The organism is Streptomyces sp. 3330 (assembly GCF_031456635.1).
Taxonomy (GTDB): Bacteria; Actinomycetota; Actinomycetes; order Streptomycetales; family Streptomycetaceae; genus Streptomyces.
The window spans coordinates 39,156-60,350 of the sequence record NZ_JAVDVA010000033.1; the positions used below are offsets into that span (position 1 = coordinate 39,156).

19 protein-coding genes are annotated in these 21,195 nt (G+C 72.9%); 15 read left to right on the top strand and 4 right to left on the bottom strand.

The window, feature by feature from the left end:
• Positions 1-155 precede the first annotated feature (155 nt).
• Positions 156-728, top strand: a complete 573-nt coding sequence (locus J2X68_RS35510; protein WP_310436728.1) for a helix-turn-helix domain-containing protein — start codon at positions 156-158, stop codon at positions 726-728.
• Between the two features lie 132 nt (positions 729-860).
• Here the strand turns inward: J2X68_RS35510 and J2X68_RS35515 are convergent, their stop codons facing one another.
• The 3 genes from J2X68_RS35515 to J2X68_RS35525 all read right to left on the bottom strand — a co-directional run bounded on the left by J2X68_RS35515 (position 861) and on the right by J2X68_RS35525 (position 4,058).
• Positions 861-2,048: a TerD family protein gene (locus J2X68_RS35515; protein ID WP_310436750.1), complete on the bottom strand. Its 1,188-nt coding sequence runs from the start codon at positions 2,046-2,048 to the stop codon at positions 861-863.
• A gap of 72 nt (positions 2,049-2,120) precedes the next feature.
• Positions 2,121-2,891 (bottom strand): DeoR/GlpR family DNA-binding transcription regulator, encoded by a 771-nt coding sequence (locus J2X68_RS35520; protein ID WP_310436729.1) that lies wholly within the window; start codon positions 2,889-2,891, stop codon positions 2,121-2,123.
• Positions 2,892-3,233: 342 nt separating this feature from the next.
• Entirely contained in the window at positions 3,234-4,058 is an 825-nt protein-coding gene (locus J2X68_RS35525) for an NAD(P)-dependent oxidoreductase (RefSeq protein ID WP_310436730.1), read from the bottom strand.
• A gap of 219 nt (positions 4,059-4,277) precedes the next feature.
• Here J2X68_RS35525 and J2X68_RS35530 point away from each other — a divergent pair, with 219 nt between their 5' ends.
• Positions 4,278-5,237, top strand: coding sequence for a 5-dehydro-4-deoxyglucarate dehydratase (locus J2X68_RS35530; RefSeq protein ID WP_310436731.1), 960 nt, complete (start codon positions 4,278-4,280; stop codon positions 5,235-5,237).
• Positions 5,238-6,413 carry a hypothetical protein gene (locus J2X68_RS35535; RefSeq protein WP_310436732.1) on the top strand — a complete coding sequence of 392 codons (1,176 nt, stop codon included), beginning with the start codon at positions 5,238-5,240 and terminating at the stop codon, positions 6,411-6,413. It begins immediately after the preceding gene.
• On the opposite strand, the gene J2X68_RS35540 is transcribed toward J2X68_RS35535, so the two are convergent.
• Complete coding sequence (locus J2X68_RS35540; RefSeq protein WP_310436733.1) at positions 6,350-7,624, bottom strand: MFS transporter; 1,275 nt, start codon at positions 7,622-7,624, stop codon at positions 6,350-6,352. The genes J2X68_RS35535 and J2X68_RS35540 overlap by 64 nt on opposite strands.
• A 335-nt stretch (positions 7,625-7,959) precedes the next feature.
• On the opposite strand from J2X68_RS35540, the gene J2X68_RS35545 reads away from it, so the two are divergent.
• From J2X68_RS35545 to J2X68_RS35600, 12 genes are all read left to right on the top strand, one after another.
• The gene (locus J2X68_RS35545) at positions 7,960-8,556 is read left to right on the top strand and encodes a TIGR03086 family metal-binding protein (RefSeq protein ID WP_310436734.1); all 597 of its coding nucleotides are present in this window, start codon (positions 7,960-7,962) and stop codon (positions 8,554-8,556) included.
• 105 nt (positions 8,557-8,661) lie between these two features.
• Positions 8,662-9,423 (top strand): MBL fold metallo-hydrolase, encoded by a 762-nt coding sequence (locus J2X68_RS35550; protein WP_310436735.1) that lies wholly within the window; start codon positions 8,662-8,664, stop codon positions 9,421-9,423.
• 164 nt (positions 9,424-9,587) lie between these two features.
• Positions 9,588-10,268 (top strand): GntR family transcriptional regulator, encoded by a 681-nt coding sequence (locus J2X68_RS35555; protein WP_310436736.1) that lies wholly within the window; start codon positions 9,588-9,590, stop codon positions 10,266-10,268.
• Positions 10,265-11,176, top strand: a complete 912-nt coding sequence (locus J2X68_RS35560) for a dihydrodipicolinate synthase family protein (RefSeq protein ID WP_310436737.1) — start codon at positions 10,265-10,267, stop codon at positions 11,174-11,176. Before J2X68_RS35555 ends, J2X68_RS35560 begins: the two co-directional genes overlap by 4 nt.
• Positions 11,173-12,918, top strand: coding sequence for an L-arabinonate dehydratase (araD, locus tag J2X68_RS35565; RefSeq protein WP_310436751.1), 1,746 nt, complete (start codon positions 11,173-11,175; stop codon positions 12,916-12,918). The genes J2X68_RS35560 and araD overlap by 4 nt, the downstream gene beginning before the upstream one ends.
• 150 nt (positions 12,919-13,068) lie before the next feature.
• The gene (locus J2X68_RS35570; protein WP_310436738.1) at positions 13,069-14,004 is read left to right on the top strand and encodes a sugar ABC transporter permease; all 936 of its coding nucleotides are present in this window, start codon (positions 13,069-13,071) and stop codon (positions 14,002-14,004) included.
• Positions 14,001-14,900 (top strand): carbohydrate ABC transporter permease, encoded by a 900-nt coding sequence (locus J2X68_RS35575; protein WP_399041620.1) that lies wholly within the window; start codon positions 14,001-14,003, stop codon positions 14,898-14,900. Before J2X68_RS35570 ends, J2X68_RS35575 begins: the two co-directional genes overlap by 4 nt.
• Before the next feature lie 109 nt (positions 14,901-15,009).
• A complete protein-coding gene (locus tag J2X68_RS35580; protein WP_310436739.1) occupies positions 15,010-16,188 on the top strand; it encodes a Gfo/Idh/MocA family oxidoreductase in 1,179 nt (392 codons plus the stop codon).
• Positions 16,188-17,036 (top strand): PmoA family protein, encoded by an 849-nt coding sequence (locus J2X68_RS35585; RefSeq protein WP_310436740.1) that lies wholly within the window; start codon positions 16,188-16,190, stop codon positions 17,034-17,036. Before J2X68_RS35580 ends, J2X68_RS35585 begins: the two co-directional genes overlap by 1 nt.
• Positions 17,033-18,592, top strand: coding sequence for a family 43 glycosylhydrolase (locus J2X68_RS35590; RefSeq protein ID WP_310436741.1), 1,560 nt, complete (start codon positions 17,033-17,035; stop codon positions 18,590-18,592). Before J2X68_RS35585 ends, J2X68_RS35590 begins: the two co-directional genes overlap by 4 nt.
• Before the next feature lie 349 nt (positions 18,593-18,941).
• Entirely contained in the window at positions 18,942-20,279 is a 1,338-nt protein-coding gene (locus J2X68_RS35595) for a sugar ABC transporter substrate-binding protein (RefSeq protein ID WP_310436742.1), read from the top strand.
• A gap of 103 nt (positions 20,280-20,382) precedes the next feature.
• Positions 20,383-21,180: a rhamnogalacturonan acetylesterase gene (locus J2X68_RS35600; RefSeq protein ID WP_310436743.1), complete on the top strand. Its 798-nt coding sequence runs from the start codon at positions 20,383-20,385 to the stop codon at positions 21,178-21,180.
• Positions 21,181-21,195 lie beyond the last annotated feature (15 nt).

A 21,195-nucleotide genomic window follows, 5' to 3' on the forward strand; every position in this document is an offset into this window, starting at 1 on the left:
GCTTCTGGTGTCCCCGCGTGAAGTGATGGAACATGCGGGCAGCACGAAAAGACCCAGGTCGTGGACCCGCAGGACGAGCGCAGGAGGCGGGGGCCGTCTCCGTTCGGTTTCCGGCAAAATATGGAGAGAGTCCCCGGTTTGCAAGGAGTAACTGGATGACGCAGGTCAGGCCCATGCGCGCGGACGCTCGCCGCAACTACGAGCGCTTGCTGAAGGTGGCGGCGGAGGCCTTCGCCGAGCATGGGGAGGGCGCCTCCCTCGACGACATCGCCAAGCGGGCGGGCGTCGGATCCGGCACCCTGTACCGGCACTTCCCGACCCGCAGGGCGCTGCTGGAGGCGGCCTACGTCGACCGGATCGAGGCGCTCGCCGCGCGGGCCGACGAACTCGGCGCCGAACTGCCGCCGGGCGAGGCGCTGGTGGAGTGGCTCAACGAGCTGTGCGTCGGCACGATCCAGGTCCGCGGCATGAAGTCCCTGCTGGGCTCCGCCGTCGCGGACGGCAGCGCGGCCGCGGTCACCCCCTGCGGCACGAACATGAAGGAGGCGGCGGCCCGGCTGGTGGGGGCGGCGCAGCGGGAGGGCACCCTGCGGGCGGACGTCGAGCCGATCGACGTACTGCGCCTCGCGCACGGGGTGGCGACGGCGTCGGAGCTGGCGCGGGGGGACCGCACGGCCATCCGCCGCTATGTGTCGCTGCTGACGGAGGGGCTGCGGCCCGCGCGGTGACGACGGGCGTCGGTGAGGACGGCCCCAGTGATGACGGCCTCGGTGATGGCGGCGGGCGCCCCCGGGGTGGCGGGCGCCCGTGACCTGGTGACTGTGGGCCGGGCCGGTTCCGACCGGTCCGGCCGGGCCCGGTTACAGGGCCTGGGCGCCCGGCTTCACCATGTTCCGTACGGTGCGGGCCTTCACGAAGTCGCCCATGGCGGTCATCTCCCACTCGCCGGAGAACTGCTTGATCAACTTGGCCATCAGCACGCCCGTCTGCGCTTCGGCGCCGGTGAGGTCGAAGCGCACGAGCTCCTCGCCGGTGGAGGCGTCCAGCAGACGGCAGTAGGCCTTGGCGACCTCCGTGAACTTCTGGCCCGAGAAGGAGTTCACCGTGAAGACCAGTCCGGTGACCTCCTGCGGGAGACGGCCGAGGTCGACGACGATCACCTCGTCGTCCCCGCCGCCCTCGCCGGTGAGGTTGTCGCCGGAGTGCTTGATCGCGCCGTTCACGATGGAGAGCTTGCCGAAGTAGCAGCTGTCGATGTGGTTGCGCTGGGGGCCGTAGGCGATGACCGAGGCGTCCAGGTCGATGTCCTTGCCGCGGAACGCGGGCTCCCAGCCCAGGCCCATCTTGACCTGCGAGAGGAGCGGGCGGCCGCCCTTGACGAGGGAGACGGTCTGGTTCTTCTGGAGGCTGACCCGGCCCTTGTCCAGGTTGATCTTCCCCGGGGCGGCGGGCGGCGCGGCGGGCGGCGCCGGGGGCATCGGCGGGGCGGCGGGGGTCACCGGGGACTGCGGCACGGGCGGCGCGGCGACCTGCCGCGGCGGGGCGGCCGGCGCCGGTTCCTCGACCGTCACCCCGAAGTCGGTGGCGATGCCGGCCAGGCCGTTGGCGTACCCCTGGCCGACCGCGCGGGCCTTCCAGGCGCCGTTGCGGAGATAGATCTCCACGACGACCAGGGCCGTCTCCGCACCGAGCTGCGGGGGAGTGAACGTGGCCAGCACGGCGTTGTCGTCCGCGCTGCGGATCGTCGCCGTCGGTTCGACGCCCTGGAACGTCTGCCCCGCGGCGTCCGGGCTGGCGGTGACGACGATCTTCTCGATGCCGGGCGGGACGGCGGCCGTGTCGACGATGATCGCGTCGGGGGCGGCGCCGCCCCCGGAGCGGTAGGTCACGCCGGGGCCGCTCGGCTGGTTGTAGAAGATGAAGTCGTCGTCGGAGCGCACCTTGCCGTCGGCGGTGAGCAGCAGGCCCGAAACGTCGAGCCGCACCGGGGCGGCGACGTCCACCGTCACGCGGGCGGTGGGGAGAGGGATGTTCGAGCCGGGGGTCATAGCTGTCATGCCGGGTGAACGAGCGAGACCACTTTGCCGTTCCCTTACCCGGACCCGAACGGCCCCGGGGGTTCAGACCCGGATCACTTGAGGCCCCAGCAGTGCGTACCGGTGCGCCTCGGCCGTCGGCAGGAGGGTGCTCGTCACGATCGCCTCCAGCGCGCCCACCTCGGCGAACCGGCAGAAGCCGGCCGCCCCGAACTTGGAGTGCACGCCGGTGAAGACCACCCGCCGGGCCGCCCGCACGGCCTGCGCCTTGACCTCGCCGACGGCCGGGTCCGGGGTGGTCAGACCGTGCTCGCGGGAGATGCCGTTGGCGCCGATGTAGGCGAGGTCGACGACGAAGCCGGCCAGCATCCTCGTCGTCCAGTGGTCGACGGTGGCCAGGGTGCCGGAGCGGACCCGGCCGCCGAGCAGCAGCACGGACATGTTCTCGGTCTCGGCGAGCGCGCCCGCGACCGGCAGGGAGGCGGTGACCACGGTCAGCGGCCGGTCCCTGGGCAGCGCCTCGGCGATGAGCTGCGGGGTGAACCCCTCGTCGACGAAGACGGTCTCGGCGTCCCCGAGCAGCCCGGCCGCCGCGGCGGCGATCCGGCGCTTCTCGGGCACATGGCTGGTGGCGCGGAAGGCCAGCGTCGTCTCGAAGCCGGCGCTCTCCACGGGATAGGCGCCCCCGTGCGTACGGCGCACCAGGCCGTGGTCCTCCAGGGCGCGCAGGTCGCGCCGTACGGTCTCCCTGGCGACGCCCAGCTCGGTGGCGAGCGTGGCGACGTCGACCGCTCCGGTGGCGCGCGCGGCGCGCACGATCTCGCGTTGGCGTTCCTCCGCCGTTCTCAGGGCCATGTCGTCACCTCGCTGTCCCGCTGTCCTGCCCGTTCGGGCCCGGTGCGGCCCATGGGGGAAGTTCTACAGCGGGTGCGCGGCACTGACCAGGCCTGTTGCGGGTCCGAATGCCGCCCGGGCGGGTCCGTTCCGCGTCGTGGCCTGCGGGCTCGGACCTGCGGGGCAGTCCGGCGACGGGCGGGATCGGGCAGGGCGCGTGCCCGCATACGGCGGCGGGCGGGCCCGTTCGGTGCCCGCCCGCCGTTCGTGAGGTATGTCGTCCGCCCAGTACGGCCGGTCAGTACGGCCGGTCAGTACGTCCGCCCAGTACGGCCGCCCAGTACGGCCGGTCAGTACGGCCGGTCAGTACGGCCAGATCGGCGGGTCGCTGACGAAGTGGCCGCCCAGGTAGGCGTGGGCGATGTTCTCCGGGTCCAGCTCGCCCTGCTCGGCGATCAGCTTCTCGGCCCACGGCTCGGAGTCGTCCTGCGGCTCGTATCCGAGCGCCCGCGCGGTGCCGAGGTCCCACCACAGCCGGGTGTTGGCGGAGGAGCCGTAGACGACGGTGTGGCCGACGTTCTCGGCGGTCAGGGCCGCGTGGAGGAGGCGGGCGCCGTCGGCCGGGCTCATCCACAGCGACAGCATGCGCACGCTGGTGGGTTCGGCGAAGCAGGAGCCGATCCGCACCGACACGCTCTCCAGGCCGTGCTTGTCCCAGTAGAGCTGGGCGAGGTCCTCGCCGAAGGACTTGGACAGGCCGTAGAAGGTGTCCGGTCGGCGCGGGGTGTCGATCGGGATCAGCTCGCCCTCGTCGGGCGACGCGCCGTCCCGGGGCCGGGGGGTGAAACCGACCGCGTGGTTGGAGGAGGCGAAGACGACGCGCTGCACGCCCTCCTCGCGGGCCGCCTCGTACAGGTGGTACGTGCCCGCGATGTTCGCGGCGAGGATCTTCTCGAAGGGGGCTTCCAGCGAGATGCCGGCGAGGTGGATGATCGCGTCGACGCCCCGCACGGCCTCCCGCACCGCGTCCTTGTCGGCCAGGTCCGCGACGATCGCGTCCGGCTCGTCCTCGATCGGGCGCGCATCGAGCAGGCGCAGCTCGTAGCCGTGGGCGGGCAGCAGGCCCCGCATCAGGGTGCCGAGGCCGCCGGCGGCGCCGGTGAGCAGGACGGTGCGCGGAGCGGGCATCCTCGGTCTCCTTGGATCACGGGAGGGGTGGACGCATGTGTGGCCACAGTTCACATGCATGGACACGCTAAGGAGCGGTGGCGGTGCCCGTCAAGTGTCCTGCAGCAGTGGCAAAACTGCTGGTGTCTCCTGGGATGGCGCGCTTGACCCGGCTCGATCGGGCACCCTAGCGTGAGCTTGTTCAGGAATATGGACGCCGCTCATGCATATGGACCCGTTATGGACCCGGGAGAGCCCGTGACGTCAGCCCCGCTCGCCGATCGCCTCCGCGTCCCCAGCGGACCGCTGTTCTTCCCCGTCACCGCCTACGGCCCCGACGGCTCCCTCGACCTCGACACCTACCGCGCGCATGTGCGCCGCGGCGTCGAGGCGGGCGCCGCCGCCGTCTTCGCGGCCTGCGGGACCGGGGAGTTCCACGCGCTCGCCCCGGAGGAGTTCGAGGCCTGCGTGCGCGCGGCCGTGACCGAGACGGCCGGACGGGTGCCGGTCGTCGCGGGCGCCGGCTACGGGACCGCGCTCGCCGTGCGCTACGCGGGGTTCGCCGAGTCGGCCGGGGCGGACGGCCTGCTCGCCATGCCGCCCTACCTCGTCGTCGCCGCGCAGGAGGGCCTGCTGCGCCACTATCGGGAGGTGGCCGCCGCGACCGCCCTTCCGGTCGTCGTCTACCAGCGCGACAACGCCGTCTTCACCCCCGCGACCGTCGTCGGGCTCGCCCGTACCGAGGGGATCATCGGCCTCAAGGACGGCCTCGGCGACCTCGACCTGATGCAGCGGACCGTCAGCGCCGTGCGCACCGAGGTCCCCGGCGACTTCCTCTACTTCAACGGCCTGCCCACCGCCGAACAGACCCAGCTCGCCTACCGGGCGCTCGGCGTCACCCTCTACTCCTCGGCCGTGTTCTGCTTCGCCCCCGAGATCGCCCTCGCCTTCCACCGGGCCCTCGGCGAGGGCGACGACACCACCGTCCACCGCCTGCTCGACGGCTTCTACCGGCCGTTCGTCGAACTGCGGTCCCAGGGCCGCGGTTACGCCGTCTCCCTCGTCAAGGCCGGGGTCCGGCTGCGCGGCCTCGACGTGGGCGAAGTGCGCCCGCCGCTGCACGAACCGAGCGAGGATCATGTCAAGCAGCTCGCCCAGGTGATCGAGCGCGGCTACGCGCTGCTGGAGGAGGACAGGTAAGTGAAGGCGTCGACATTCGTCTATCCCTGGGACGTCATCGGCGATCCCGCGGCGCCGGACCGGATCGCCGCGCTCGGCGTGGAACAGGTGACCCTCGCGGCCGCCTACCACTCCACCCGCGCCCTCACCCCCCGCCACCCGGGGCACCGCATCGTCACCGCCGAGCACGCGGCCGTGCTGTACCCGACGGATCCGGCCGGCGACCGCTGGAAGGGCCGCGCCCTGCGCCCGTACCCGGCCGGCGACTGGGCCCCGGGCGACGCCTACGGCGAGGCCGCCGAAGCCCTCGCGCGGGCCGGCCTGGACGTGCACTCCTGGGTGGTCCTGGCGCACAACTCCCGGCTGGGCGCCGAGCATCCGGACACCTCGGTCGTCAACGCCTACGGCGACCGCTACCCGTGGGCCCCCTGCATCGCCCAGCCCGCCACACGCGCGTACCTCGTCGACCTCGCCGCCGAGGCCGCCGTGCGCCCCGGCGCGGGCGGCGCCGAACTGGAGTCCCTCGGCTGGTACGGGCTCCAGCACCTGCACGCCCACGACAAGACCGCCGGCGTCGGCCTCGGGGAGGCCGGCCACTACCTGATGGCGCTCTGCTTCTGCCCCGCCTGCCGGGCCGGCTACGACGGGCGGGGCCTGGACGCCGACGCGCTCGCCGCCGCCGTACGGCAGGCCCTGGAACCGCTCTGGCAGGGGGCGCCGGACGACGAGGGAGGCTGGACCGGCGTCGAGAAGCTGCTCGGGGAGGAGACGGCGGCGGCCACGCGCGCGTGGCGCGACGAGAGCGCCCGCACGCTCCAGGAGACGGCCGTGCGGGCGGTGCGGGACGCCGCGCCCGACGGCTTCCAGGTCCTGCTGCACGCCGATCCCGTGTCGTACCACGTGGGCGCGAACCCGGGCGTCGACCCCGCGCACATCCTGTCCGTCGCGGACGGGGTCGTCGTGCCCTGCGCGGGCGGGCCCGGCCTGCTGGCCCCCTTCGCCGCGCAGGGCCGGGCGGGCGCGGTCCTCGCCGCCAACTTCGGCGTCGTCTCCGGCATGGGCGGCAGCCCGGGGACGCTCACCGCCGACCTGGCGCGGGCGCGCGCACTCGGCGCGACCGAACTGCGGCTGTATCACGCGGGATTGGCGTCGGACGGGGACCTGGCGGCGGTACGGGAGGCGCTGGCCGCCCGCTGAGCGCCGCACAGCAGCAGCGGCAGGACCGTCAGCCGGGCCAGGGCCAGCAGCACCAGCAGCGGCCGGTACGGCACGAGTTCGACCAGGGCCGCGCCCGCCGCGAGGCCGACGGCGGTCGGCGCGTACATCAGGGTGCCGGCCGTCGCGGTGACCCGGCCGAGCAGCGCGTCCGGCGTCTCCCGCTGCACGGCGGTCAGCGCGGCGATCAGCACACAGGGCAGCCCCGCCCCGACCGCCGCGCCGCACAGCAGGATCAGCGGGTCCGGGGCGACGGCCTGCGCGGCGACCGCGACGGCGGTGAGCGCGATCCCGGACGCGGCGAACCGGCGTTCCCCCAGCCGCCGCAGCGCGGGCCCCGACAGCAGCCCCACCACGATCGAACCGACGCCCTGGGCGGCGTAGAACGTGCCCGCGTACGCGGGGGAGCGGCCGAGGCCCTCGACGACGGCGTAGACCAGCGGGCCGCCGAGGCCCGAGCAGAGCATCGCCGCACCGCCCGCCAGGACCAGCGGGCGCAGCCCGGGGTGGCCCCACAGGAAGCGGGCGCCCTCGGCGGTCTGCGCCCGCCAGGGGGAGGCGGTCGGCGGCGGTCGCTCCTCGCGGACCCGCACGCACGCGTACAGCCCCGCCGAGCACAGGAAGGTGGCCGCGTCCAGGAGCGCCACGGCGGGTCCCCCGTAGGCGGCGTACAGGCCGGCGCCCGCCAGGGGGGCCACCAGCTTCATGCCCTCGGCCGTGGTGATGCGCAGCCCGTTGAAGTCGCCGAGCAGGCCGGGCGCGACGGCGGCGGCGACGAGCGCGGACTCGGCCGCGTCCTGCACGACCGCGACCGTCCCGTACCCGAACAGCACCGCGAGCAGGAGCCACACCCCGCCGGGGGAGTCCACGGCGAGCAGGACGGGCAGCAGGGCCGCCGCGAGCAGATCGAGCGCGATCAGCAGGGACTTGCGGCTTCGGGGGCGCCCGGTCGGGCGGAGCCGGGTCAGGGGGAGGTCGGCGACGGTGCCGAGGAGCGGGCCGAGCAGGGTGGGGGCCCACAGGGCGAGCATGCACAGCGCCGCGAGCCCGTTCGAGCCGGTGAGGTCCTTGACCCACACCCCGGACGCCAGCCACAGCGCCGAGGTGCCGAAACCGGAGACCGACGACGCGGCCAGATAGAGCGCCGTGTCGCGGTCCCGCAGGACGCGTGCCACGGACCAGTTCTTCGTCATACCCGGTCATCGTGGTTCTGAGGCGGCCTCCCGGGCATCGGGCAACCGCCCGGTGCGCGACCGACGGCCCGGCGGGAATGCGGTGCGGACCTAGGGGAGATGCGGTGCGCCCGTAGGGGAGACCCGGGGATCACCTGAGGCACCCGCCCTGTCCCCCGGGCACCCGTCGTGCCGGTCGGGGACCCGGCCCGGGCCCTCGGGCGAGGCCGTCGCGCGAGGCCGTCACCGTCACCGGGGGCGGGCTCCGGAGGGCGGAATCCTCATGCGTTCGCGTGGTGCGGGGTTCTCGGGCCGGGCCACCGATGAGTTCGCGCGGTGCGGCCGGTCCACCCTTCATGACCGACACGACCAGCACACTCGACCTCGGCCCGCAGACCCTGATCGTGGCGCGCCTCGCGGAGGGCGTCCGCGAAGAGCAGCTCGCGGACGGGACGCCCTGCCCGGGCTGCGCCGTACGCAACATGCTCGGGCACCTGACCGGCCTCGCCGTCGCCTTCCGGGACGCCGCCCGCAAGGACCTGGGCGCCACGACCGACACCCCTCCGGACGCCGCCGCGCCGGAGATCGGCCCCGGCTGGCGCGAGGACCTCGCCAAGGCCCTCGACGCGCTCGCCGACGCCTGGCGCGACCCGGCCGCCTGGACCGGCATGACCCGCGCGGGCGGCGTGGACCTGCCCGGCGCGGTCGCGGGCGCCGTCGTCGCCGACGAACTGGTGATCCACGGCTGGGACCTGGCCCGGGCCACGGGCCAGGAGTACACACCCGACCCGGCCGCGCTGCGGGTCTCGCACGACTTCCTGCGGGCGGCCGCCGAGGAGTCGGACCGCGGGGACGGCATCTTCGGCCCCGTCGTGCCCGTGCCGGCGGACGCCCCCCTGCTCGACCGTGCGGTCGGACTGAGCGGCCGCGACCCGGGGTGGACCCGCGGCTGAGCCCCGGCCGGCCCGGCGATCCGGGCGGGCACAGCGCCCCCGCGGCCGCCGTGGACCCACGCAATCACGGCACGTCCCGCGGTCCCGAAACGTACGCTCCCCACCATGCCCCTCAGCCTCACCGTCCTCGGTACCGCCTCCCCGCACCCGGGGCCGGGCCGCCCCTGCTCCGGCTATCTGCTGCGCGGAGCGGGGGCGGAGGTGTGGGTGGACGCGGGACCCGGGACGTTCGCCGAGTTGCAGCGGCACACGGATCCGGAGCGGCTCACGGCGATCTGGATCTCGCACCTGCACGCCGACCACAGCGCCGACCTCCTCGCCGCCGCCTACGCCCTCGCCCACGGAGGGATGACCCCGCCGGCCCCCATCCCGGTCTACGCGCCGCTCGACTGCGCGCGCCGCCTCGCGGGCTTCTTCGGCCGGCCGGACGTGCGGTTCCTGAGCGGGGTCTTCGACTTCAGGGCGCTGTTCGACGGGCACACCGTGCGGCACTGGAACCTGCGCCTCGGCTCGCGCGCGATGGCGCACGACACCGAGGCGTACGGGCTGCGGGCCGAGTGCCAGGGGAGCGTCCTCGCGTACTCGGGCGACACCGGGCCGTGCGACGCCCTGACCGAACTCGCCTCCGGCGCCGATCTGTTCCTGTGCGAGGCGGACATCGACCGGCATCGCGAAGGCGAACGGGAGCCGCAGGTGCATCTCACGCCCGAGGACGCCGGTGACGCCGCCCGCAGGGCCGGGGTGCGCGAGCTCTACATCACCCACGTGGGGCCCACGCTGACCCGGGAGGCGGCGACCGCCCGGGCCGCCGTCGCCTTCGGGGGACCCGCCCGGACCGCCCGCGAGGGCGAGACCCTCCCCTTCTGACGCCGCTCGGGGCGCTCCCACCTCGGCAACCTCAACTTCCTCTGTCAGAAGCATTGACGAAACACAGGGCCGCTCCTACCTTCAACGCGTCGTACTTCGTACGTCATATATGAGACGCGATACGCGAGATCCGAGATCAGACACGCGACATCCGAGAGGCGCGCATGACCTCTGTGCCCACGCCGATCCCGTCCCGCACGCAGTACGTGCTGGAGGAGATCAAACGCCGCATCCTCACCGGACGGCTGACGCCCGGCCAAGCCCTGGTCGAGACGGAGCTCGCCGCACAGTTCGGGGTCTCCAAGACCCCGGTGCGCGAGGCGCTCAAGACCCTGGCCGGCACCGGACTGGTCGTCATGAGCCAGTACAAGGGCGTCACGGTGCGCATGGTGGACGCGGACATGGCGCGCGAGGTCTACGACGTCCGCCTGCTCCTCGAACCCGAGGCGCTCCGGCGGGCCGTACGGCGGGGCGCCTCCCTGGAGGCCGCCCGCGAGGCGCTGACCAGGGCCGACCAGGCGGCCGACACGGCCGAACGGTCGCTCGCCAACCGCGAGTTCCACCGCGCCCTGTACCTGCCGTGCGGCAACCCGCTGCTCGGCCGGATGCTCGACGAGGTGCGCGACCAGGCCGCCCTGGTGTCGGCCGTCGCCTGGGCCGCCTCGCCCTCCTGGGAACGGGAGGCCGGCGAGCACCGCGAGATCCTGCGGCTCGCCCTGGACGGCGACTCCGACGGAGCGGCCCGCGCCCTGCACGCCCATATCGCGTCGTTCGTGCACCGGGCGTTCCCCGAGACCGCCCAGGAGGCCCCGGACGGGCCCCGGGCAGAGAAAGGTCAGGAATGAGCAGCGTGGCGTTCGAGACCCAGCGTGCGGCCCTGGCCGACGTGGTGGCCATCCCGGTGACCCCGTTCGCCGAGGACGGCTCCGTCGACGACGAAGCCCACCGGGCCCTGCTGCGCCGGCTCCTCGACGGCGGGATCACCACCCTCACCCCGAACGGCAACACCGGAGAGTTCTACGCCCTGACCCCCGAGGAGCGCCGTCTGGTCACGGAGGCGACCGTCGAGGTGGCGGGCGGACGGGCGGCGATCCTGGTCGGCGTCGGACACGACGTGCCGACCGCGGTCGCCTCCGCCCGGCACGCCCGTGAGCTGGGCGCGCAGATGGTGATGGTCCATCAGCCCGTCCACCCCTATGTGTCGCAGCGCGGCTGGGTCGACTACCACCGGGAGATCGCGGCGGCGGTGCCCGAGCTGGGCGTCGTCCCGTACATCCGCAACGCGCAGCTGCGCGGCGACCGGCTCGCCGAACTCGCCGACGCCTGTCCGAACGTCATCGGCGTCAAGTACGCCGTCCCGGACGCCTCGCGCTTCGCCGCCTTCGCGCGGGACGCGGGCCTGGAGCGCTTCGTCTGGGTGGCCGGCCTCGCCGAGCCGTACGCCCCCTCCTACTTCTCCGCGGGGGCCACCGGCTTCACCTCGGGGTTGGTGAACGTCGCCCCGGCCGTTTCGCTGAACATGATCGAAGCGCTTCGATCAGGTGACTATCCGGCCGCGATGAAGGTGTGGGAACAGATCAGACGCTTCGAGGAACTCCGCGCCGCCAACGGTTCCGCCAACAATGTCACCGTCGTCAAGGAAGCCCTTTTCTCCCTTGGCCTGTGCCGCCGTGAGGTCCGTCCGCCGAGCCGGACGCTGCCCGAGGACGAGCGGGCCGAGGTCGCCGCCATAGCCGCCGGATGGTCCATATGAAGCGCTTCGACGATCAAGCTCGCAAACGCCCGGAGGACCTCAGAAGCCACCAGTGGTACGGCGCCGATGGCCTGCGCTCCTTCAGCCATCGCGCCCGCACCCGCCAGCTCGGCTACCTCCCCGAGGAGCACCTCGGCAAGCCGGTCATCGCCGTCCTCAACACCTGGTCGGACATCAACCCCTGCCACGTCCACCTGCGCGACCGCGCGCAGGCCGTGAAGCGGGGCGTGTGGCAGGCGGGCGGCTTCCCGCTGGAGTTCCCGGTCTCCACGCTCAGTGAGACCTTCCAGAAGCCGACCCCGATGCTCTACCGCAACCTGCTCGCGATGGAGACCGAGGAGCTGCTGCGCTCCTATCCCGTCGACGGGGCCGTGCTGATGGGCGGCTGCGACAAGACGACGCCCGCGCTGCTCATGGGCGCGGCCAGCGTCGACCTGCCGACGGTCTTCGTCCCGGCCGGGCCCATGCTGCCGGGGCACTGGCGCAACGAGGTCCTCGGCTCGGGCACCGACATGTGGAAGTACTGGGACGACAAGCGGGCCGGCCTCATCGGCGACTGCGAGCTGGCCGAGCTGGAGAGCGGCCTCGCGCGCTCGCCGGGCCACTGCATGACGATGGGCACCGCGTCCACGCTGACGGCCGCCGCGGAGGCGCTGGGCGTGACGGTTCCGGGCGCGTCGAGCATCCCGGCCGTCGACTCCGGGCACGACCGGATGGCGGCCGCCGCGGGCCTGCGCATCGTCGAACTGGTCCACCGGGACCGCAGGTTGAGCGAGATCCTGACCCGGGACGCGTTCGAGGACGCGGTGACGACCGTGCTCGGGCTGGGCGGTTCGACGAACGCCGTGATCCACCTCATCGCCATGGCGGGCCGCGCGGGCGTCACGCTCACCCTCGACGACTTCGACCGTGTCGCCCGGACCGTGCCCGTGCTCGCCAACGTGCGGCCCGGCGGCCGGAAGTACCTCATGGAGGACTTCCACTTCGCGGGCGGGCTCCCCGGATTCCTCTCCCGGATCACCGACCTGCTCCACCTCGACCGCCCGACCGTCTCGCACGACACGCTGCGCGAGCAGCTGGCCGGCGCCCGGGTGCACGACGACGACGTCATCCGCCGCCGGGACGACCCGGTCGCGAGCGAGGGCGGGGTCGCCGTCCTGCGCGGCAACCTCTGCCCGGACGGCGCCGTCATCAAGCACATCTCCGCCGAGCGCCACCTGCTCAAGCACACCGGTCCCGCCGTCGTCTTCGACGACTACCGGACCATGCAGCGCACCATCAACGACCCCGGACTGGGGATCACCGCCGACACCGTCCTGGTGCTGCGGGGCTCCGGTCCCAAGGGCGGCCCGGGCATGCCCGAGTACGGCATGCTGCCCATCCCCGACCATCTGCTCAAGCAGGGGGTGCGGGACATGGTGCGGATCTCCGACGCCCGGATGAGCGGCACGAGTTACGGCGCGTGCGTCCTGCACGTGGCGCCCGAGTCGCACGTCGGCGGGCCGCTCGCGCTGGTGCGCACCGGGGACTCGATCACCCTCGACGTCGAGGCCCGCTCCCTGCGGCTCGACGTGGACGACGAGGAGCTGGAGCGGCGCCGGGCGGAGTGGACGCCGCCGCCCGTCCGGTACGAGCGCGGCTACGGCGCGCTCTACAACGAGCAGATCACCCAGGCCGACACCGGCTGCGACTTCGAGTTCCTGGCCCGTCCGGGCAAGGTCGCGGACCCGTACGCGGGCTGAACCGCACCCGCACGACCGGGCTCACCCCTGTGCACGGAGAAAGCGCTTCACCCGCACGACGCACCGCACACGAACCCCCGTCGCACCCGACAGCACGCCGCACCCGAAAGCACGCCGCACCGAGAGACGTACTGAGAACGGAGAACAGTCATGGCCCAAGCCGCAGCCGTGGCGAAACCGCCCGCGCCACCCCGGCGGCGCCGTGCCTCCGCCACGCCCCGCAGACTGCCGTACCTGCTGATCGCGCCGGCGGCCCTGCTGATGCTGGGCTTCATCGCCTACCCGGTCATCAGCGTCTTCTACTACAGCCTCCAGAACTACAACCCCACCAAACCGTGGCGCAACGGCTTCGCGGGCCTCGACAACTTCGTCCACGCCTTCACCGAAGACCCGCAGTTCTGGGACACGCTGACCTTCAGCGCCCAGTGGGTCCTCGTCGAGGTGGGACTCCAGCTGCTGTTCGGCCTGGCGCTCGCGCTGATCGTCAACCAGACCTTCGTGGGGCGCTCGCTCGGCCGGGCGCTGGTCTTCTCGCCGTGGGCCGTCTCCGGGGTGCTGACCTCCGCGATCTGGGTGCTGCTCTACAACTCCCAGACCGGCATCACCCGTTACCTCGCGGACATGGGGTTCGGCGAGTACGGCACCAGCTGGCTCTCGGACACCTCCACCGTCTTCCCGGCGGCGATCGTCGCCGACCTGTGGCGGGGCGTCCCGTTCTTCGCGATCCTCATCCTCGCCGACCTCCAGTCCGTCTCCAAGGACCTGTACGAGGCCGCCGAGGTCGACGGGGCGAGCCGGATCAAGCAGTTCTGGCACATCACCCTGCCCCATCTGAAGGACGCCATCGTCCTGTCCACGCTGCTGCGCGCGGTGTGGGAGTTCAACAACGTCGACCTGCTCTACACGCTCACCGGCGGCGGCCCGGCAGGGGAGACCACCACCCTCCCGCTCTACATCGCCAACACCAGCGTCGACGCACACAACTTCGGCTACGCGTCCGCCCTCACCACGGTCGCGTTCGTGATCCTGCTCTTCTGCTCGATGGTCTATCTGCGGCTGAGCAAGTTCGGAGGAGGCGACAAGTGATCACCAAGGAGGCCACCGAGGTCACACCCGTCCCCGTGCGCGTGACCGACGCGCCCGACCGGCGCCCGTCCCGGCAGAAGCGCGCCTGGGACGAGGCCCCCCGCTGGCAGATCTACCTCCCGCTGTCGATCTACCTGGTCTTCACCCTGGTCCCCTTCTACTGGATCCTCCTGTTCGCGCTGCGCCCGGCCGGCTCGACCTCGCTCGTGCCCTGGCCGATGACCTTCGACCACTTCGAGAAGGTCTGGAACGAGCGGGACTTCGCCGTCTACTTCCAGAACAGCGTGCTCACCGGCGTGGCGACCCTGCTGCTCACCACCGGCGTCGCCCTGGCCGGCGGCTACGCCCTCGCCCGCTTCGACTTCAGGATCAAGCGCGGCTTCATGCTCGCCCTGCTGTGCACCCAGTTCGTGCCGGGCGCGCTGCTCCTCGTGCCGCTCTTCCAGATCTTCGCCGAGCTGCAGATGATCAACTCGCTCGGCAGCGTCATCATCGCCGAGACGGTCTTCCAGCTGCCCCTGTCGATGATCCTGATCAGCGGCTTCATCCGGAACGTGCCGTACTCCCTGGAGGAGGCCGCCTGGGTCGACGGGTGCAACCGGCTCACCGCCTTCCGGATCGTCGTCCTCCCCCTGCTGCGGCCCGGGCTGATCGCCGTCGGCTCCTTCGCCTTCGTGCACGCCTGGAACCACTTCCTGTTCGCCCTGATGTTCCTGTCCGACCAGACCAAGCAGACGATCCCCGTCGGCCTCAACACCCTGATGAGCGCGGACAGCGTCGACCTGGGCGCACTGGCCGCGGGTGGCATCATCGCCGCCGTCCCCGTGGTGCTCGTCTTCGCCTTCATCCAGAAGTGGCTGATCACCGGCTTCAGCGCGGGGGCGGTGAAGGGATGAGGACCCGCCAGGCGGCCGTCGGCCGGACGCCTACCCTGCACGGAAAGATCGACAGTGCCGCGGGGGCCGACCGCGAGGCGGCACGCGGCGCGGGCGCAGGGAGGATCCCATGAGCACCGCCGAACCGATGAGCAGCCCGGTCCCGATCGTCCTCGCGGGCGCGCGCGGCCACGGACGCTGGCACCTGGACAACATCCGCCGGCTCCAGGACAAGGGCATCGTCCGCCTGGCCGGCGTCTGCGAACTGACCCCGCTGACTCCGGCGGAGATCCCCGAGGGCCTCGGCACGCCCGAGCAGTCCGCCGACTTCGGCGCGCTGCTGGACACGACCGGCGCCCGGATCGCCGTCGTCTGCACCCCGATCCCCACCCACACCGACCTGGCCCTGATCGCGGCGCGCAAGGGGGTGCACCTGCTCCTGGAGAAGCCGCCCGCGCCCTCCTACGCCGAGTTCCGCCGGATGGCGGACGGGGTCGCCGAGGCGGGCGTGGTCTGCCAGATCGGCTTCCAGTCGCTGGGCTCGCACGCCGTGCCCGCGATCCGCGGCATGATCGACGACGGGGTGATCGGCGAGATCGCCGGGGTCGGCGGCGCCGGCGCCTGGGCCCGGCCCGAGTCGTACTACCGGCGCGCTCCCTGGGCGGGCAGGCGACGGCTGCACGGCGTCGACGTGATCGACGGGGCGCTCACCAACCCGCTCGCGCACGCCGTCGCCACCGCCCTCGCGCTCGCCGGCGCCACCCGCGCCACCGACGTGACCGGCATCGAGACCGAGCTGGCGCACGCCAACGCCATCGAGTCCGACGACACCTCCTGCGTCCGCGTCCGCACGGCCGACGGCCGCGAGATCGTCGTCGCGGCCACGCTGTGCGCCGAGGACCCGGACGACCCGTACGTCGTCGTGCACGGCGACCGCGGCCGGATCACGTACTGGTACAAGCAGGACCGCGTGCTGCTCCAGCGGGCCGGGCACGGCCCGGAGGAGTTCGAGTACGGCCGCACCGACCTGCTGGAGAACCTCGTCGAGCACCTCACCGACGGGACGGAACTGCTGGTCCCGCCCGCCGCGACCGAGTCGTTCATGCGGGTCGTCGAGGCGATCCGGGTCGCCCCGGACCCGGTGCCGGTGCCGGACGACGCCTGGCGCCTGCTGCCCGGCGAGGAGCGCCGCGTCGTCCCCGGCATCGACGGCCTCGTCGCGGCCGCCGCCGACACCCTCGCCCTCTACTCCGAACTGGGCGCCCCCTGGGCGTTCACGACCGCGCATCCGAAAGAGGTGAGCCCCTGATGACCGCACCCGACGCACCGGTCGTCCTGCGAGTCGCCGGCCGCCCGGTCGCCCGCTACGTGACCCGGCCCGAACTGCCCGCCCGGCTCTCCCCGCGGCCGTATCTGCACCCCGTGACCACCCTGGCCGGCACGGCGGTCACCGAACTGAGCCCGCCCGACCACACCCACCACCTCGGCGTCGGTGTAGCCGTACCCGACGTCGAGGGGCACAACTTCTGGGGCGGCCGCACCTACGTCCGCGACCGGGGCCCGGCCGAGCTCGACAACCACGGCGCCCAGCGGCACGGTTCCTTCCAGCTGAGCGACCCGGACGGCTTCGTGGAGGAGCTGCGCTGGGTCGCCTCGGGAACGGAGCTGCTGCGCGAGCGCCGTACGGTGGCGGCCACCGGACTCACCGACAGCGCCTGGGCGCTGGACTTCACCTTCTCCCTGACCAACGTCACGTCCGGCCCGCTGTCCCTGGGCAGCCCGGCGACGAACGGGCGCCCCGGAGCGGCCTACGGCGGCTTCTTCTGGCGGGCCCGCAAGGAGGACTCGGCCCCCGAGGTCTTCACCGCGGACACGGAGGGCGAGGCGTCCGTCCACGGCGCCCGCGCCGACTGGCTCGCCCTGGCCGGCGCCCGCTGGACCCTGGTCTTCGCGGGGGCGACCGGCGCGACCCGCCGCGACCCCTGGTTCGTCCGCACCGCCGAGTACCCGGGCGTCGGCTCCTCGCTGGCCTTCGCGCAGAGGCTGCCGGTGCCGCCCGGCGGGACGGCCGTACGCCGGATCGTCACCGTCGTCGCCGACGGCCGCCTGGACCGTGACGAGGCGGCGGCGCTGGTACGGAAGGCGGTCAGCCAGTGACGCACGAGACGTACACCAACCCCGTCCTGAACGCCGACTGGTCCGACCCCGACGTCGTGCGGGTCGGCGACGACTTCTACCTCACCGCCTCCAGCTTCGGCCGCGCCCCCGGCCTGCCCCTGCTGCACTCGCGCGACCTGGTCCACTGGACGCTGATCGGTCACGCCCTCGAACGCCTCGAACCGGCGGACGCGTTCGCGTCTCCTCGGCACGACTGCGGGGTGTGGGCGCCCTCCCTGCGGCACCACGACGACCGCTTCTGGATCTTCTGGGGCGACCCCGACCACGGCATTTTCCAGATCAACGCCCCGCAGATCAGGGGGCCTTGGACCCGCCCGCACCTGGTGAAGGAGGGCAAGGGGCTCATCGACCCCTGTCCCCTGTGGGACGGCGAGACGGGCCAGGCCTATCTGGTCCACGCCTGGGCCAGGTCCCGTGCGGGCGTCAAGAACCGGCTCACCGGTCACCGGATGCACCCGGAGGGGACGGCCGTCCTCGACGAGGGCAAGGTGATCGTCGACGGGGACCGCATCCCCGGCTGGTTCACCATCGAGGGGCCGAAGCTCTACCGGCACGACGGCTGGTTCTGGATCCTCGCGCCCGCCGGGGGAGTCGAGACCGGCTGGCAGGGCGCCTTCCGGGCCCGGGACTTCTTCGGTCCGTACGAGGAGCGGATCGTCCTGGAGCAGAAGGACACCGAGGTCAACGGCCCCCACCAGGGCGGCTGGGTGCGCACCCGCTCCGGCGAGGACTGGTTCCTGCACTTCCAGCAGCGCGGCGCGTACGGCCGTGTCGTCCACCTTCAGCCGATGCGCTGGGGCTCCGCGGGCGGGGGCGGCTGGCCGGTGATCGGCGACGACGGCGCCCCCGTGCTCGAGCACCGGCGGCCCGACCTGCCCGCGGGACCGCCCGCCGCACCCGCCACCGACGACGACTTCCCCGGCGGGCGCTTCGGCCGCCAGTGGTCGTGGACGGCGAACCCGCAGGACGGCCTCGCCACCCAGCACTCCGCCGACGGACTGCGCCTGACCTGCGTGCGGACGGCCGACGCGGACGATCTGCGGGCCCTGCCGAGCATCCTCACGCAACGGCTGCCCGGAGTCCCGTCCGCCGTGGAGGTGGAGCTGGCCCTGCACAGCGAGGAGCCGGGCGCCCGCGCCGGACTCGCGGTCCTCGGGGACGCCTACGGCTGGATAGGGCTCCAGCGCGGTACCGACGGGGCCGTCCACCTCGTGCACCGGTTCGCCGAACCGGTCGCCGGTGGGGCGCCTCCCACGTCTTCCGGGCAGTGGGGGAGGGAACGGGACGCGGCCCACCCGCGGCGCGCCCCCCGGGGACGGGCGCGGCTGCGCGTCGAGATCGGCGCCGGGGCCCGCTGCCGTTTCGCGTACGACACCGGTGAAGGCCTGCGCCACTCGGGTCCCGTGTTCGCCGCCACGCCCTGGCGCTGGGTCGGCGCCCTGCTCGGCCTCTTCGCCCTGGCGCCCACCGGTACCGGGCACGCGGGAGCGGCCACGTTCGGCGGGTTCCGGATCAGTCCGCTCCAACCGCTCTGACTCATCACTTCCGTACGCCTGTTGGGAGCCGCAATGACGCACTTCCCCGGCAAGCGCTTGCCGAGCCCGGGTGGGGAGGCCGGCGCCACCGCCGAGCCGGCGCGGCGCGGGCCCGTCCCGAGGAACACGAGCGGGCGGACCGGCGCGCCGGGCACGGCCTTCGGCCCGCGGGACTCCCACGCCTGCCGGCCGGACCCCGCGGCCGCCGTGCCCGCGCCGGACACGCGGTCCACCGGACCGCGGAAGCGGAGCGGCGCCGCGCCGCGCCCCCGCACCGGTACCGGCACCACCCACTGACCCCCCACAACTTCATATCTCCGTTGGGATCCAGAAGAAGAGAGCCGACCACATGAAGAGCAGCATCCGCAGAAGCAGGCGCGCCGCCCTGGCCGTCGCCCTGGGCTCCGTGCTCGCGCTGACCGCCACCGCCTGCGGCGACGACGGCAGCGGCGGCGCGGGGGACAAGGGAGGCGAGGGCTCCGGCAAGGGGGAGATCACCTTCTGGGACAACAACGGCGGTGTGCGCACCGACGTCTGGAAGGAGATCATCGCCGACTTCGAGAAGGCGAACCCCGACATCAAGGTCAACTACGTCGGTGTGCCCGCCGACAGCGTCCAGTCCAAGTACGACACCGCCATCCAGGGCGGCGGTCTGCCGGACGTCGGCGGCGTGGGCACCGCGATGCTCGCCGAGGTCGCCGCGCAGGGCGCCCTCGAACCGCTGGACAGCCGGATCTCCGGGAGCGCGCTGAACGGCAAGCTGAACCAGAAGTTCCTGGACGGCGTCAAGGCGGCGGGCATCGACGGCAAGACGTACTCGGTGCCGACCTCCGCGAACAACGGCACCCTCTGGTACCGGACCGACCTGTTCCAGCAGGCCGGTCTCGACGCGCCGACGACCTGGACGAAGTTCTACGAGGCCGCCGACAAGCTCACGGACAAGGACAAGAACGCGTTCGGGTACACCATCCGCGGCGGCGCGGGGTCCATCGCCCAGGCGCTGGACGCCACCTACGGGCAGAGCGGCATCACCGAGTTCTGGAACGGCGACAAGACCACGGTCGACGACCCGAAGAACGTGGCCGCGCTGGAGAAGTACGTCGGCCTGTTCAAGAAGAACACCCCGTCCGCCGACGTCAACAACGACTTCACCAAGATGGTCGCCCAGTGGGACTCCGGCACCATCGGCATGCTGAGCCACAACCTGGGCTCGTACGGCGACCACCAGAAGGCGCTGGCCGGCAAGTTCAAGGGCATTCCGGCGCCGACGCAGGACGACGGCACGCGGGTGCAGGTGTCCAACCCGGTCGACGGGCTCGGGCTGTTCAAGGCGAGCAAGAACAAGACCGCCGCCTGGAAGTTCATCGAGTTCGCCGCGTCGCACGCGTCGAACAGCAAGTGGAACGAGACGGCGGGTCAGGTCCCGGCGAACAACGAGGCCGCGCAGGACCCCTGGGTGCAGGCGTCGGAGCCGACGAAGCTGGCCGCCGAGGCGCTGGCGGGCACCACCACCAAGATCGTGCAGCTGCCCTACTACCTGCCCGACTGGAACACCATCTCGAAGGCGGACAACGAGCCGAACTTCCAGAAGGTGCTGCTCGGGAAACTGAGCGCGAAGGAGTTCCTGGGCACCCTGGCCGAGCAGCTGAACGCCGCGCAGGCCGACTGGAAGAAGAACCACGGATAGCCGGGCGGTTCGGTCGCGGGGGACCGCGGGCCGGCCCGGACCGGTCGCGCGGTTCCCCGCACCCCCGGGGAATCCACTGAACCTCCGTCGAAAGGTGCACGTCGTGTCCCTCAGCCGCAGACAGGTCACTTCGGCGGCGCTCGCCGCCGTTCCGCTGGGCGCGGCCGCGGCCGCGCCCGCCCGGGCCGGGGCCCGCCGGCCCCGCACCCTCTTCATCGCCGGTGATTCCACCGCCGCCCAGAAGTACTCCGACGCCGCCCCCGAGACCGGGTGGGGCATGGCGCTCCCCTTCTTCCTCCACAAGGACCGGCCCGTCGCCAACCACGCGGTCAACGGGCGCAGTTCGAAGAGCTTCGTCGACGAGGGCCGGCTCGACGCCGTCCTCGCCGCGATCCGGCCGGGGGACCTGCTCCTCGTCCAGTTCGCGCACAACGACGAGAAGACGACCGATCCCACCCGCTACACCGAGCCCTGGACCACCTACCAGGACCACCTGCGGATGTACGCCGACGGCGCCCGTGCGAAGGGGGCGCGGCCGGTGTTCGCCACGCCCGTCGAGCGCCGCAGGTTCGACGCCGAGGGCAACGCCGTGCCGACGCACGGCGAGTACCCGGCCGCCATGCGCGCGCTCGCCGAGGAGGAGCGGGTGGCGCTGCTCGACGTCCAGGCGCTGTCGCTGGCGCTGTGGCAGCGGCTCGGCGTCGAGGAGACGAAGACGTACTTCAACTGGACCGAGTCCGAGCAGGACAACACGCACTTCAATCCGCCGGGCGCGATCGCCGTGGCGCGGCTCGTCGTGGGGGAGTTGCTGCGGACGCGGGTGCTCGGACCGCGGGACGTGGTCCGGCTGCACGACGAGATCCCCACGTCCTGGATCACCTGGCCCGCACCGCTCGCGTAGACCGTACCGCTCGCG